Origin of the sequence: Pseudomonas sp. MD330_10, from assembly GCF_042610415.1 — a bacterium.
GTDB lineage: Bacteria > Pseudomonadota > Gammaproteobacteria > Pseudomonadales > Pseudomonadaceae > Aquipseudomonas > Aquipseudomonas rhodesiae.
Map to the genome: position 1 here is coordinate 165750 of NZ_JBHGZU010000002.1, position 14735 is coordinate 180484.

General features: G+C 60.6%; 12 protein-coding genes. 4 read left to right on the plus strand and 8 right to left on the minus strand.

Annotated elements, in window-relative coordinates:
- Nucleotides 1–91: 91 nt before the first annotated feature.
- The 4 genes from ACFZPT_RS03850 to ACFZPT_RS03865 form a co-directional block, all read right to left on the minus strand.
- Nucleotides 92–328 carry a DUF1653 domain-containing protein gene (locus ACFZPT_RS03850; RefSeq protein ID WP_034096475.1) on the minus strand — a complete coding sequence of 79 codons (237 nt, stop codon included), beginning with the start codon at nucleotides 326–328 and terminating at the stop codon, nucleotides 92–94.
- A 96-nt stretch (nucleotides 329–424) separates the two neighbouring features.
- The gene (gene fadA, locus ACFZPT_RS03855; protein ID WP_034096474.1) at nucleotides 425–1600 is read right to left on the minus strand and encodes an acetyl-CoA C-acyltransferase FadA; all 1176 of its coding nucleotides are present in this window, start codon (nucleotides 1598–1600) and stop codon (nucleotides 425–427) included.
- A gap of 29 nt (nucleotides 1601–1629) precedes the next feature.
- The gene (fadB, locus tag ACFZPT_RS03860; RefSeq protein ID WP_099312561.1) at nucleotides 1630–3777 is read right to left on the minus strand and encodes a fatty acid oxidation complex subunit alpha FadB; all 2148 of its coding nucleotides are present in this window, start codon (nucleotides 3775–3777) and stop codon (nucleotides 1630–1632) included.
- Between the two features lie 492 nt (nucleotides 3778–4269).
- Nucleotides 4270–4707, minus strand: coding sequence for a hypothetical protein (locus ACFZPT_RS03865; RefSeq protein ID WP_099312563.1), 438 nt, complete (start codon nucleotides 4705–4707; stop codon nucleotides 4270–4272).
- A gap of 105 nt (nucleotides 4708–4812) precedes the next feature.
- On the opposite strand from ACFZPT_RS03865, the gene ACFZPT_RS03870 reads away from it, so the two are divergent.
- A complete protein-coding gene (locus ACFZPT_RS03870) occupies nucleotides 4813–5253 on the plus strand; it encodes a universal stress protein (RefSeq protein WP_034096471.1) in 441 nt (146 codons plus the stop codon).
- A gap of 118 nt (nucleotides 5254–5371) precedes the next feature.
- Here ACFZPT_RS03870 and ACFZPT_RS03875 read toward each other — a convergent pair whose 3' ends face one another.
- Nucleotides 5372–7291, minus strand: coding sequence for an ATP-binding cassette domain-containing protein (locus ACFZPT_RS03875; protein ID WP_047883074.1), 1920 nt, complete (start codon nucleotides 7289–7291; stop codon nucleotides 5372–5374).
- Between the two features lie 213 nt (nucleotides 7292–7504).
- Between ACFZPT_RS03875 and ACFZPT_RS03880 the strand changes: the two genes are divergently transcribed.
- Complete coding sequence (locus tag ACFZPT_RS03880) at nucleotides 7505–9433, plus strand: transglycosylase SLT domain-containing protein (RefSeq protein WP_034096469.1); 1929 nt, start codon at nucleotides 7505–7507, stop codon at nucleotides 9431–9433.
- Between the two features lie 131 nt (nucleotides 9434–9564).
- On the opposite strand, the gene ACFZPT_RS03885 is transcribed toward ACFZPT_RS03880, so the two are convergent.
- Nucleotides 9565–11343 (minus strand): ABC transporter transmembrane domain-containing protein, encoded by a 1779-nt coding sequence (locus ACFZPT_RS03885; protein ID WP_177449826.1) that lies wholly within the window; start codon nucleotides 11341–11343, stop codon nucleotides 9565–9567.
- Between the two features lie 236 nt (nucleotides 11344–11579).
- Between ACFZPT_RS03885 and ACFZPT_RS03890 the strand changes: the two genes are divergently transcribed.
- Nucleotides 11580–11753, plus strand: coding sequence for a PA1571 family protein (locus ACFZPT_RS03890; RefSeq protein WP_034096467.1), 174 nt, complete (start codon nucleotides 11580–11582; stop codon nucleotides 11751–11753).
- 58 nt (nucleotides 11754–11811) lie between these two features.
- Here ACFZPT_RS03890 and pdxB read toward each other — a convergent pair whose 3' ends face one another.
- The gene (pdxB, locus tag ACFZPT_RS03895) at nucleotides 11812–12954 is read right to left on the minus strand and encodes a 4-phosphoerythronate dehydrogenase PdxB (RefSeq protein WP_034112451.1); all 1143 of its coding nucleotides are present in this window, start codon (nucleotides 12952–12954) and stop codon (nucleotides 11812–11814) included.
- Between the two features lie 140 nt (nucleotides 12955–13094).
- On the opposite strand from pdxB, the gene ACFZPT_RS03900 reads away from it, so the two are divergent.
- The gene (locus ACFZPT_RS03900; RefSeq protein WP_034112450.1) at nucleotides 13095–14489 is read left to right on the plus strand and encodes an MATE family efflux transporter; all 1395 of its coding nucleotides are present in this window, start codon (nucleotides 13095–13097) and stop codon (nucleotides 14487–14489) included.
- Here ACFZPT_RS03900 and tusA read toward each other — a convergent pair.
- A complete protein-coding gene (gene tusA / locus ACFZPT_RS03905; RefSeq protein WP_034096464.1) occupies nucleotides 14486–14731 on the minus strand; it encodes a sulfurtransferase TusA in 246 nt (81 codons plus the stop codon). The two genes, ACFZPT_RS03900 and tusA, sit on opposite strands and share 4 nt — an antisense overlap.
- Between the last annotated feature and the right edge of the window lie 4 nt (nucleotides 14732–14735).

Consider the following 14735-nt stretch of genomic DNA (forward strand, 5'->3'; position numbering starts at 1 on the left):
AGAAGTGAAAGGCAGTTGGCGCCTGACGCGGCAACGCTATATATAGTGGCAACCGGGTGAGGTCAAGCGCAGCATTCTGCGCGGCCTGCGGTTATTGCCCTTTAAAAAGACTGGGTTCGGCCTGGACCAAAGCAAAGCGTGGGACCTGCTCGCCGTCAACCTCGACGCTCTCAAGGAACATGCTCAAGGGGCGCACCCAAAAGCCGTAATCTCCATACAGTGCTTGGTAAAACACGACTTGTTCTTCGGTCTCGGAATGGCGCGCCACGCTGAAAACCCGGTACTGCGGACCCTTGTAATGCTGATAGAGCCCTGGTGTGACATTCATGCTCTGGCTCCCTTACAAAATTTATTAAAAAAAATATTAAAAAATCCAAAAAACAAAAACCGGGGCACTGGGCCCCGGCTTCCGTCAACCCAACGCTTAGACGCGTTCGAAGACGGTGGAAATGCCTTGGCCGAGACCAATGCACATGGTGGCTACCCCGAGGTTGCCGCCATTTTGCTTCATCACGTTAAGCAGCGTGCCAGAGATCCGCGCACCGGAGCAACCGAATGGGTGGCCCAGGGCAATCGCGCCGCCGTGCAGGTTAACCTTCTCGTTCATCTTGTCGAGCACTTTCAAATCTTTCAACACCGGCAGGGCCTGTGCAGCGAAAGCTTCGTTGAGTTCGAAGAAGTCGATATCGGTGATGGAAAGGCCCGCGCGCTTCAAGGCTTTTTGCGTGGCCGGTACCGGACCGTAGCCCATGATAGCCGGGTCCACGCCGGCCACAGCCATCGAACGGATCACCGCCAAAGGCTGGATCCCGAGGTCTTGGGCGCGTTGCGCCGACATCACGATCATGCACGATGCGCCGTCGGTGATTTGCGACGAAGTACCCGCCGTCACTGTGCCGCCCTTGGGATTGAAGGCCGGCTTCAAGGCCGCCAGGCTTTCCAGGGTGGTATCCGGACGAATGGTTTCGTCGTAGTCGAACAGTTTCAGGAAACCGTTCTCGTCATAGCCGTTCATCGGGATGATTTCATCCTTGAACTTGCCTTCCACCGTCGCCTTATGGGCGAGCTGGTGGGAGCGCAGGCCGAATGCGTCCTGAGCTTCACGGGTAATGCCGTGCATCTTGCCGAGCATCTCCGCCGTCAGGCCCATCATGCCCGAGGCTTTGGCCGCGTACAGCGACATGTGCGGGTTCGGATCGACGCCGTGCATCATGCTGACGTGACCCATGTGCTCCACGCCACCGACCACGAACACATCACCGTTACCGGTCATGATCGCCTGGGCGGCGGTGTGCAACGCGCTCATGGACGAACCGCACAGGCGGCTGACGGTCTGGCCGGCCGCAGTGTGGGGGATCTGAGTCATCAGCGACGCCATGCGCGCGATGTTCCAGCCCTGCTCCAGGGTCTGGTTGACGCAGCCCCAGATCACGTCCTCGACTTCGTTCGGGTCGACCTTGGTGTTACGTTCCAGCACTTTGCTGATCAGGTGCGCCGACATGTCTTCGGCGCGGGTGTTGCGGTGCATGCCGCCCTTGGAGCGGCCCATCGGCGTGCGACCGAAGTCGACAATCACGACGTCTCTTGGATTCAAGCTCATAAATATTCTCGCTCTAGTCGTCTGGGCGCTTAACCGAAGAAGCTCTGGCCGTTCTTGGCCATTTCACGCAGCTTCGCGGTCGGGTGGTACAGCGGGCCCAGCTCAGCGTATTGATCAGCCAGGGCAACGAACTCGGCCACACCGATCGAGTCGATGTAACGCAGTGCACCACCACGGAATGGAGGGAAACCAATACCGTACACCAAGCCCATATCGGCTTCGGCGGCGGTCTCGACGATGCCATCTTCCAGGCAACGTACGGTTTCCAGGCACAGGGCGATCATCATCCAGTTGATGATGTCCTCGTCGGACACTTCACGCTGCTCGTACACAATCGGTGCCAGCACTTCGTGCACCGACGGATCGGCCACTTTCTTCTGCTTGCCTTTCTTGTCCGCCTCGTAGGCGTAGAAGCCCTTACCGTTTTTCTGGCCCAGGCGCTTAGCGTCGTACAGGGCGTCGACAGCCGAACGGCGGTCGTCTTTCATGCGGTCCGGGAAGCCTTCAGCCATCACATCGCGGCCGTGGTGGCCGGTGTCGATGCCGACCACGTCCATCAGGTACGCCGGGCCCATTGGCCAGCCGAATTTTTCCATGACTTTGTCGATGCGCACGAAGTCCACGCCGGCACTGACCAACTTGGCGAAACCACCGAAGTAAGGGAACAGCACGCGGTTGACCAGGAAGCCCGGGCAGTCGTTGACCACGATCGGGTTCTTGCCCATTTTCTTGGCGTAGGCAACGGTGGTTGCCACCGCATGTTCGCTGGACTTCTCGCCACGGATCACTTCCACCAGCGGCATCATATGTACCGGGTTGAAGAAGTGCATGCCGACGAAATTTTCCGGACGCTTGAGGGCCTTGGCCAGCAGCGAGATGGAAATGGTCGAGGTGTTGGACGCCAGAATGGTGCCTTCCTTGACCTGTGCTTCCACTTCAGCCAACACGGCCTGCTTGACCTTCGGGTTCTCGACAACCGCTTCGACCACCAGGTCGACGTGACCGAAATCGCCGTAGGACAGCGTAGGACGAATGCCGTTAAGCACTTCAGCCATTTTCGCTGCGGTCATGCGACCTTTATCCACACGCCCCACCAGCAGTTTGGCGGCTTCCGCCAGACCCTGCTCGATACCGTGTTCGTTGATGTCTTTCATCAGGATCGGCGTGCCTTTGGACGCCGACTGATAGGCGATGCCGCCGCCCATGATACCGGCGCCGAGTACGGCAGCCTGTTTCACGTCGCTGGCGATTTCATCGTAGGCCTTGGCCTTTTTCTTCAGTTCCTGATCGTTCAGGAACAGGCCGATCAGGCTCTGGGCCGCCGAGGTTTTCGCCAGTTTGACGAAACCAGCCGCTTCCACTTCCAGGGCTTTGTCGCGACCGAAGTTCGCGGCTTTCTGGATGGTCTTGATTGCTTCAACCGGCGCCGGGTAGTTCGGGCCGGCCTGGCCAGCCACGAAACCTTTGGCGGTTTCGAACGACATCATTTGTTCGATGGCGTTGAGCTTGAGCTTTTCCAGCTTGGGCTGGCGCTTGGCCTTGTAGTCGAACTCGCCGCTGATGGCACCTTTAATCAGGTTCAGCGCGGCCTCGGCCAGTTTTTCCGGGGCAACCACTGCGTCGACAGCGCCGACTTTCAGGGCGTCTTCGGCTTTGTTTTCCTTACCGGCGGCGATCCACTCGATGGCGTTGTCCGCACCGATCAGGCGCGGCAAACGCACGGTGCCGCCGAAGCCTGGGTAGATGCCCAGTTTCACTTCCGGCAGGCCGATTTTTGCGTTGGCCGACATCACGCGGAAGTCAGCGGCCAGGCACATTTCCAGACCACCGCCGAGGGCGATGCCATTGATCGCGGCAACGGTCGGGACGTTGAGGTCTTCGAAATCGCTGAAAATCTTGTTGGCTTCGAGGTTGCCAGCCACCAGCTCGGCATCGGGCAGCTTGAAGTTGTCGACGAATTCGGTGATGTCAGCGCCGACGATGAACACGTCCTTGCCGCTGGAGACGATCACGCCCTTGACCGAAGCATCTGCTTTGATGGTGTCTACGGCCTGACGCAGTTCGTTCAGGGTTAGACGGTTGAACTTGTTGACGGACTCACCCTTGAGGTCGAATTTCAATTCGACGATGCCACTTTCAAGAGCCTTAACCGTGATGGCTTTACCTTCGTAAATCATCAACTGATCTCCACGATATGGAAGCTGAACAGTACACATCGGACGCTGGCCTATGGTTGGACACTGATGGTTAGGTCAATGCTCATGCCAATCCGCCAGGCACACCCGCCAATGCGATAGTCGGGATTATGTATGAACGGTCTGACAGACAAACGCTCAATTCATACGCCCGTTTGATTTGGGTACGCCACCTTCATCCAATTCCGAGCAATTGTCAATCGCTCCAAAGGCTAGGAAAAACGCGACTTTCCAGTCATTTCAGAACCACAACCATAGGCCCGCGCTTCGTCAATATTCAACTATTCACGAAATCAATAATTTCAGTTATTTGGGAAAGGGCTGTACAGATTGAGAGATACGGCTACGCTAGCGCCAACCGTACAGCGCCAGAAGACAACACCCGGCGCAAGATTCACCGGCCTGCCTGGCCAACTCCAGCCCGATGAGAGTGTCGGGCTTTTTAATGCCTGTTTGAGTCTGGGCCACCTGGGTTCAGGCCAGCGCCTTGAGCAACGCGTCGATGTCCTTCAAGACATTGGCATCGCCCTTCTCACCCCAATACAAGGCAATCATTTGCTTGTCGGCTTCGACTTTGTAGACGTTGGCCGGCAACGTTGAAAAATGCGGCAACAACTTCTCATCTACGCAGTTTTCTCGCCATTGGTTAACCCACACCCCCGGCTCCAGTTGCCAGTAACTCCAAATGGCCGGCGTGGCGCCGCGTCGTGGCCGGCAGTACTGGGCGCAAGGGCTCGGCGGCTCTTGCTTGAGCCAGTGCGGCCACTCCTGGGGCGCCAACTGCATGGCCAACCCCATGCGGCGCGCCTCCATGCGCAAGGCCATGCGCCCGCTCTGGTGACGCGACGGGCGCAGCCATGCCAGGGGGCTTAATACCACCACAAGGATTGACACCACTATCCAGACCGTCATATGTGTACTCCCGATTTTTCTGATGAGCGGATTTGACCTGACGCAACCCCATCCGCTTGAAACCAGCCATACTTAATTTATTGCAGTCCTCTGGAGGAACGCCTCATGTCATACGAACATATTCTGGTCGCCGTAGATCTGACCGAAGAGTGCGATCCAGTGATCAAGCGCGCCCGGGCTTTCGCGGTCGCCAGCGGCGCCAAACTGTCCCTCGTGCATATCGTCGAACCCATGGCCATGGCCTTCGGCGGCGATGTTCCGATGGACCTGTCCCAACTGCAGCAACAACAGTTCGATCAGGCCAAAGAACGTCTCGACCGCCTGATAGCCAAATACCCGGAAGTGACCAAAGAAAACTCACACCTGACCTACGGCCAGCCGCGCCAGGAGATCCACCACCTCGCCAAGGAGCAAGGCTGTGACCTGATCGTGGTCGGCAGCCATGGCCGTCACGGCCTGGCGCTGCTGCTGGGCTCCACCGCCAATGATGTGCTGCACGGCGCGCCGTGCGATGTGCTGGCGGTGAAGCTGGTAAAAAGCGCCTAGGACCGATGCAGAGCTAATCTGGGAGGGAGCAAGCCCTTCCCCATTTGAACCGCATTTCATATGAAAAAAGCCCGACGCCCCCATGAGGGCGCCGGGCTTTTTACTGCACCAAGGTCACTCAGGCATCCAGCTCGGCCCAACGCTCGACCAACGCTTCCAGCTCCTGATTCAACGTCTCCAGAGAAGCAATGACCTTGGCGGTTTCTGCCGCAGGACGCAGGTAGAAACCTGCGTCAGCCATTTGCGCCTCTACTGCAGCGATCTGCTGCTCCTTGGCCTCGATATCCCCCGGCAAGGCTTCCAACTCGCGCTGCAATTTGTAGCTGAGCTTTTTCTTGGCCGCTGGTGCGGCTTCCTGCGCGGGTGCTGGCGCGGCCACCGGCGTAACCACCGCCGAGTTCAAGTCGGCCTTGCCGGATTTGCTCTCGGTCACGCCCAACAGACGCGGCGAGCCGCCCTGGCGTAGCCAGTCCTGATAGCCACCGACATACTCGCGCACCTTGCCTTCGCCTTCGAAGACCAGGGTACTGGTCACCACGTTGTCGAGGAATGCCCGGTCGTGGCTGACCATCAGCACGGTGCCGTTGAAGGTCAGCAGCACCTCCTCCAGCAGTTCGAGGGTTTCCACGTCCAGGTCGTTGGTCGGTTCGTCGAGCACCAGCAGGTTCGCCGGCTTGCTGAACAATTTGGCCAGCAGCAGACGCGCCCGCTCACCACCGGACAAGGCTTTTACCGGCGTACGCGCACGCTGCGGGCTGAACAGGAAATCGCCGAGGTAGCTGAGTACGTGGCGGCTCTGGCCGTCGATATCGATGAAGTCACGGCCTTCGGCCACGTTATCGATCACGGTCTTTTCCAGGTCTAGCTGGTGGCGCAGTTGGTCGAAATAAGCCACATCGATACGCGTGCCTTCGGCCACGGTGCCGCTGGTCGGTTGCAGACCGCTGAGCATCAGCTTGAGCAGCGTGGTTTTGCCGGTACCGTTGGCGCCGAGCAGGCCGATCCGGTCGCCGCGCTGCAGGACCATGGAGAAGTCCTTGATCAGGAAAGGGCCGTCCGGGTGATGGAAGCTGACGTTCTCCAGCACCATCACTTGCTTGCCCGACTTGTCGGCGGTATCCAGCTGGATATTGGCCTTGCCGGTGCGCTCGCGACGTTCGCTGCGCTCCACGCGCAAGGCTTTCAGCGCCCGTACGCGACCTTCGTTACGGGTGCGACGCGCCTTGATGCCCTGGCGGATCCAGACTTCTTCCTGGGCCAGTTTCTTGTCGAACAAGGCGTTGGCGGTTTCTTCGGCGGCCAGTGCGGCTTCCTTGTGTACCAGGAAGCTGGCGTAGTCGCCGTTCCAGTCGATCAGGCCGCCACGGTCCAGTTCGAGGATGCGCGTGGCCAGGTTTTGCAGGAAAGAACGGTCGTGGGTGATAAACAGCACGGCGCCCTGGAAATCCTTCAGGGCCTCTTCCAACCAGGCAATGGCGCCGATGTCCAGGTGGTTGGTCGGTTCGTCGAGCAGCAGCAGATCCGGTTCGGACACCAGCGCCTGGGCCAGCAACACCCGGCGACGCCAGCCACCGGACAATTCGGCGAGGGTCTTGTCGGCCGGCAGTTGCAGGCGGCTCAGGGTGCTGTCCACCAGCTGTTGCAAGCGCCAGCCATCACGGGCTTCGAGGTCTTGCTGGACGTGCATCAGCTTGTCCAGGTCTTCCTCGGTGACGCAGTTCTGCGCCAGATGATGGTACTCGGCGAGCAGTGCGCCGACGCCGTCCAGGCCTTCGGCAACCACGTCGAACACTGTCCGTCCGTCGGCCACCGGCAATTCCTGGGGCAATTCGCCGATCTTCAGGCCCGGAGCGCGCCACACGGAGCCGTCGTCGGGCTTCTGATCGCCTTTGACCAGCTTCATCATGCTGGACTTGCCGGTGCCGTTGCGGCCGATGATGCACACCCGCTCACCACGGGCGATCTGCCAGGACACCTTGTCCAACAACGGCATAGCGCCGAAAGCAAGGGACACATCGCTGAATTTGAGCAGGGTCATACGCTTCTCCAAAAACTGGGCGCGCATTCTACCTGAGTTGAGGGTGGGATGCGGCTGGCATTTTCGTTGTTGACACGTTCTGTAGGACATTTGCAGCGAACTTGCAGGAACCATCCTGCAAAGCTTTCACGGGCCGCTGGCAAAAGGCTAAGCTAGGGGCAATCAGCGTCGGCGGTGCCGGTGCTAGTCGTGATTTCTCTGCACGGACGTCTCATGCGCAGTCGCCTTTTCAACTTTTTATCCTGTCTGCTTCTTTCCGCCACCGCCGTTCAATCCGCCCAGGCTGTGGACCTCACCACTCAACGTCAATATTACGATGAGGCCAAGCGCGCCCTGGCCAAGGGCGATACCGGCCCTTACATGCAATACAGCCAGGCCCTGGCCGATTATCCGCTGACGCCGTACCTGGCCTACGACGAGCTGACCGCACGCCTGAAGAGCGCCAGCAACGAAGAAATCGAACAATTCCTCGCCAAAAACGGCGACCTGCCCCAGGCCAACTGGATGAAGCTGCGCTGGTTGCGCTGGCTGGCCGAGCGTGGTGACTGGCAGACCTTTGAAAAGTACTACGACCCCAAGCTCAATTTCGTCGAGCTGGACTGCCTGCACGGCCAATACCAACTCACTCACAACCTGAAAGCCGAAGGCTACAAAACCGCCGAAAAACTCTGGATGACCGGCAAATCCCAACCGGCCGCCTGTGATGTGACTTTTGGCCAGTGGGCCGCCGACGGCCAACTCACCGAACAGAAAATCTGGGACCGCGCCAAGCTCGCCGCCGAAGCGCGCAATTACGCGCTGGCCAACAGCCTGGTAAAAACCCTGCCGACCCTGGGCGCCCAAGGCCGTTTGATGGTGGATGTGGCACAGAAGCCCGACATGCTCAGTGATCCGTCGCGCTTCCTGCCGGCCACCGAGGCAATGTCCGACGCCGTGGGCTTGGGCCTGCGTCGCCTGGCCCGCCAGGACCCGGACAAAGCCATGGCGCTGCTCGATGGCTATGCCAGTAGCATGCACTTCTCCCGTGACGAAAAAGTCGCGATCGCCCGCGAAATCGGCCTGACCCTGGCCAAACGCTTCGACCCGCGCGCCCTTGAGGTGATGACCAAATACGACCCGGAACTGCGCGACAATACGGTCTCCGAATGGCGCCTGCGCCTACTGTTGCGCCTGGCGCGCTGGGAAGATGCCTACCAGCTGACCCGCAAACTCCCGCAGGACCTGGCCACCAGCAACCGCTGGCGCTACTGGCAGGCCCGCAGCCTGGAATTGGCCGAGCCGAAAAACCCGCAGGCGTTGGTGCTGTACAAAAACCTCGCCCAGGAACGGGACTTTTATGGCTTCCTGGCCGCCGACCGTTCCAAAGCGCCTTATCAGTTGAAAAACAAGCCGCTGCTGATGAGCCAGGCGCTGGTCAACAAGGTGCGCAATACGCCTGGCGTGCGCCGTGCCCTGGAGTTCTACGCGCGCGGGCAAATCGTCGACGGCCGCCGCGAGTGGTATCACGTCAGCCGTCACTTCAACCGTGACGAGATGGTCGCCCAAGCCAAACTGGCCTACGACATGAAGTGGTACTTCCCGGCCATCCGCACCATCAGCCAAGCCCAGTACTGGGATGACTTGGATATTCGTTTCCCGATGGCCCACCGCGACACCCTGGTGCGCGAAGCCAAGGTACGCGGGCTGCATTCAAGCTGGGTATTCGCCATTACCCGCCAGGAAAGCGCCTTTATGGACGACGCCCGCTCCGGCGTCGGTGCCAGCGGCCTGATGCAACTGATGCCCGGCACCGCCAAGGACACCGCGCGCAAATTCAGCATTCCGCTGGCCTCCCCGTCTCAGGTGCTGGACCCGGACAAGAATATCCAACTGGGCGCCGCTTACCTGAGCCAAGTGCACAGCCAGTTCAACGGCAACCGCGTGCTCGCCTCCGCCGCCTACAACGCCGGCCCCGGCCGCGTACGCCAGTGGCTGCGCGGGGCCGACCACTTGAGTTTCGACGTGTGGGTGGAGAGCATCCCGTTCGACGAAACCCGACAATACGTACAGAACGTGCTGTCTTATTCGGTGATCTACGGGCAGAAGCTCAACTCGCCACAGCCATTGGTGGATTGGCATGAGCGGTATTTTGACGATCAGTGAAGGCTGAAGCAGCAACCCGCTCAAGCGTGAAGATAAATGCCCGTATTGGAAGATACGGGCATTTTTTATGGAGCGTGGAATCCAGTAGCTCCCCTCCTGTGGAATGGGAGCTGATCACCGCTAACAATCGCCTAGCTGGCCGATTCTTCCCCATCACTGAACTGCAACGCCGCCAACCGCGCATACAGCGGGTTACTCGCGATCAACTGCTGATGGGTGCCCACCGCCATCAGTTTTCCTTGATCCATCACGGCAATTCGATCGGCGTTCTTCACCGTGGCCAGCCGGTGGGCGATGACCAGGGTGGTGCGCCCTTGCATGAGTTGCGGCAGGGCCTGTTGGATCAGGTGTTCGCTCTGGGCATCGAGGGCGCTGGTGGCTTCGTCCAGCAACAGGATCGGCGCGTCCACCAACAGCGCGCGGGCGATGGCCAGGCGTTGGCGTTGGCCGCCGGAGAGGCCCTGCCCCCCATCACCGAGGTGCGTCTGGTAACCGTCGGGCATTTGCAGAATGAAGTCGTGGGCGTGGGCAATGCGCGCGGCGGCTTCGACCTGCTCGCGTGTGGCATTCGGGTTGCCGTAGCGGATGTTCTCTTCGACGCTGCCGAAAAACAGCGCGGGGCTCTGGGACACCAGGGCGAAGTGGCGGCGCAGGTCCATGGGGTCGAGGGCGGTCAGCGGCTGGCCTTCGAGCAGGATGCGGCCTTGCTGGGGATCGTAGAAGCGCAACAATAGATCGAAAATCGTCGACTTGCCCGCGCCGGACGGCCCGACCAGTGCCAAGGTCTCGCCAGGATTGATCGTCAGCGTCAGGCCATCGATGGCGTAGCTGTCCGGCCGCGACGGGTAGGAAAAACGCAGATCTTGCAGTTCCATGCGACCGCTGACCCGCTCGGGGAGTGGCACGCTGCCAGCAGCTGGTGCTTGGATCTGGTTGGTCGACTGCAACAACTCGGCGATGCGCTCCGCCGCACCGGCGGCGCGCTGCAGTTCGCCGAGCACCTCGCTCAGCGTGCCGACGGCGCTGCCGACGATCAGGCTATAGAACACGAATGCCGCCAGCTCACCACCGGAAATGCGCCCGTTGATCACGTCCATGCCGCCCACCCACAACATCACACCCACCGCGCCGAGCACCAGCATGATCACCAGGGTAATCAGCCAGGCTCGCTGGGCAATGCGTTTACGCGCAGTACTGAACGCCTGTTCGACGGTGACGGCAAAGCGCTGCTCGTCCTGCGCTTGATGGTTGTAGGCCTGCACGGTCTTGATCTGGCCAAGGGTCTCGGCCACATAGCTGCCCACATCGGCAATGCGGTCCTGGCTCTGGCGCGACAAACTGCGCACCCGACGGCCGAAGATCAGAATCGGCGCCAACACCAGCGGCAGCGCCACCACCACGATGCTGGTGAGTTTGGGGTTGGTGACAAACAACAGCACGATGCCGCCGATCACCATCAACCCATTGCGCAGGAACAGCGACAGCGATGAACCGATCACCGACTGCAATAGGGTGGTGTCGGTGGTCAGGCGCGACTGGATTTCCGAGCTGCGGTTGTTTTCATAGAACCCAGGGTGCAGATAGATCAAGTGGTTGAACACCTGCCGCCGGATATCCGCCACCACCCGCTCGCCGATCCACGACACCAGGTAAAAGCGCGCAAAGGTGCCGACCGCCAGGCCCAGCACCAACACCATAAACAGGCCGATGGATTGGTTGAGCAGGTGCGGCGACTGGGTCATGAAGCCCTGATCCACCAGCAGGCGAATGCCCTGCCCCATGGACAAGGTGATGCCGGCGGTGACGATCAGCGCCACCAGGGCACCCAACGCCTGCCAGCGGTAGGGAGCGATGAAGCGGCTGGCCAGGCGAATCGCACGGCGTTGACGGACTGAGAGCATGGAAGGCATCACCGGTAAGGAATCTGTAGTTCAACATTGGGGGAACTTGGGCAAATAACAATGAGTCCAGTTAATTATGCCCGTCGATGCTGGCCACTAGAGGCTATCGGTCTAACGCCCGGCTGGAAATCGTTGGCGGTTTCTGTTGGAGTAGGTGTTCGAACCGGTGATCTTGTAAGGAGTTGTAATAGCTCGGTCACGCGGGGGATTTAGAGTAGGTACACAACCTGATGAGGAGACAGGCCATGACCTTGCAACACAGCAGCGATGCCAAAATCGAAGTAATCCGCCAGCCGCAGCAGCTGCCGTGCTGGTATGTCGATGCCGATGGCAACGATGTGCAGATTACCGAAGAGATGATCCAGCAAGCCTGCAGCGCGCTGGAACAGCGACTGGTCAAGCCTGCCAAGCAAGGCTGAAGCGCCCACGCTCTTTCAAACCCGGCCCCGGTGGCCGGGTTTTTTATGCACGGCGTTCCTACAGGGCTTCGGCACCGAGGGCAGTGACCAACTTGGCCAGCGCCGCCGACTCCCCGTTGATCCGCACTTTCAAACCCTCGATCTCGCGGCGCTCCGGGTAGTGCTTGCGCAGCAGGTCAAAGGCCAGACGTTGCTCTTGCACGGTGCCGACCAGGCTACGGCGAAAATCCGCATCGTCACGGCGCGGATCGTACACGCTGCGGCACAGCGTCGCCAGCGCCCAGGTCGGGTCCGTGGCGGCGTTCAAATGCACTTCGGCCAACCACGGCGGCGGCAGCAGATCACTCAGCTGGATACTCGGCACCTGCCCCAGATAGGTACAAAACGCTTGATAGATCTGCGCCGTACCGCGCTGTTTGCCGTCCAGGCTGTAACCGGCGATATGCGGCGTGGCCAGCACGCACAGATCGGCCAGTGCCACATCGACCTCAGGCTCGCCCTCCCACACATCGAGCACGGCTTGCAGATCTTCGCGTTCCAGCAGCACCTCGCGCAGCGCGGCGTTATCCACCACCGGACCGCGGCTGGCATTGATCAGCCACGCGCCGTGCTTGAGCTGGTTGAGGCGCTGACGGTCGAACAAGTGCCAGGTTGCAGCGTTGCCGGACTTGATCAACGGCGTGTGCAGGCTGATCACGTCGCACTGCTCGATGATCTGCCCGAGGCTGACGTAATCCCCGTCTTCGGCGATCTGGCGCGGCGGGTCGCACACCAGCACGTTCCAGCCCAGGCCCTTGAGCACCTGAACCAACCGCCCGCCCACTTCACCGGCGCCGACCACGCCATAGGTGCGCCGGGTGAGGTCCACCCCTTCGATCTCGGCCAGGGTCTGCAGGCTACCCAGCACATAATCCACCACGCCGCGGGCGTTGCAACCGGGGGCGCTGGCCCACTGGATACCGGCCTGCTTGAAGTAATCCAGGTCCAAATGGTCGGTACCGATGGTGCAGGTGCCGACAAAACGCACCGACGAGCCCTCAAGCAAGGCGCGGTTGACGTTGGTCACCGAGCGCACCAACAGCACGTCGGCCTGCTCGACGGTCGCACGGTCGATGGAACGGCCCGGCACTCGGCGAATCTCGCCGAACCCTTGGAAGAACGCGTCGAGCAGCGGGATATTTTCGTCGGCAACAATCAGCATGGCAGGCTCCTTTGGCGGACAGGCAGTGTACAGGGATCGCGGGCCTCGCTTACAAATCCCTAACACAGCTTTTTTCCTGACCATTGCGTCAAGGCGTAGAATCCGCCGTCCTTGCGCACCTTTCGACTGGACACCCGTACGTGAACACTGCCACCGCTCCCCTCACCCGCCCCGCCCGCATCAGCCGGGAGGTGCGCGATCTGTTGACGCTCGCGCTGCCGATCATGATCGGCCAACTGGCGACCACCGCCATGAGCTTTGTCGACGCGGTGATGGCCGGACGCGTCAGCCCCCAGGATCTGGCGGCGGTGGGCCTGGGTAATTCGATCTGGATTCCGGTGTACCTGCTGATGACCGGCACACTGCTGGCCACCACGCCGAAAGTCGCCCAGCGTTACGGCGCCGGTCAGTTCAGCGAGATCGGGCCGTTGGTCCGTCAGTCATTGTGGTTGGCGGTGGTCGTCGGGGCCATCGGCGCATTATTGCTGCTGTGCGCCGAACCGATTTTGCATGCCATGAAGGTGGAACCCGACCTGATCGCGCCGTCCATGGGTTACCTGCACGGCATTGCCGCGGGCATGCCGGCGGTGGCGTTGTATTACGTGTTGCGCTGTTTCAGCGACGGCCTGGGCCGCACCCGGCCAAGCATGGTTATGGGCCTGATCGGCCTGGCGCTGAATATTCCGCTGAACTACATCTTCATCTACGGCCATTTTGGCGTGCCGGCCATGGGCGGCGTAGGTTGCGGCTGGGCCACGGCCATTGCGATGTGGGTGATGATGCTCGGCCTGGCCGGCTGGACGCGCTGGGGCGCCGCCTACCAGAGCAGCGAGTTGTTCAAACGCTTCGATTGGCCGCAATGGGCAGTGATCAAACGCGTGCTGGGCATTGGCCTGCCGATTGGCGTGGCGATCTTTGCCGAATCGAGCATCTTCGCGGTAATCGCCCTGCTGCTCGGCAGCCTGGGCGCCACGGTGGTGTCGGGGCATCAGATCGCGCTGAACGTCAGTTCCCTGGTGTTTATGATCCCCTACTCCCTGAGCATGGCGGTCACCGTGCGCGTCGGCCAGGCTCTGGGCCGTGGCGAGCCGCGTGAAGCGCGCTTCGCCGCCGGGGTCGGCATGGGCACGGCGCTGGCGTATGCGTGCCTGTCCTGCAGTTTGATGCTGCTGTTTCGCGAACAGATCGCAAGCATTTACACCCCGGACCCGGTGGTAATCCATCTGGCGTCTACCTTGATTGTGTTCTCGGCGCTGTTCCAGTTCTCAGACTCGATCCAAGTTACCGCCGCCGGTGCGCTGCGCGGCTACCAAGACACGCGGGTGACCATGGTGCTGACCCTGTTTGCCTATTGGGGCGTGGGATTGCCGGTGGGCTATGCCTTGGGGCTGACCCACTGGCTCGGCGAACCCAGCGGCCCGAGCGGCTTGTGGCAAGGGTTGATCGTGGGTCTGAGTTGTGCGGCGGGGATGTTGCTGGTGCGCCTGGCGCGTAGCGCGCGCCGGCGCATTCGGGCCGACAAGCTACGGGGTTAATCGGCTTTTTTGCGAATCCAGTACAGGTAGGTGCCGGCCTGCTCCTGCTGCTCCACCAGTTCGTGGTCCAGAAACACACAGAACTTAGGGATATCGCGACGGGTCGACGGGTCGGTCGCAATCACCTTGAGCAAGCCGCCTGCCGGCAAGTCGCGGATGTGCTGGTGCAGCATCATCACCGGTTCCGGGCAGTTGAGGCCGGTGGCGTCGAGGGTGGCGTCGACGGGCAATTCAAGACTCATATTT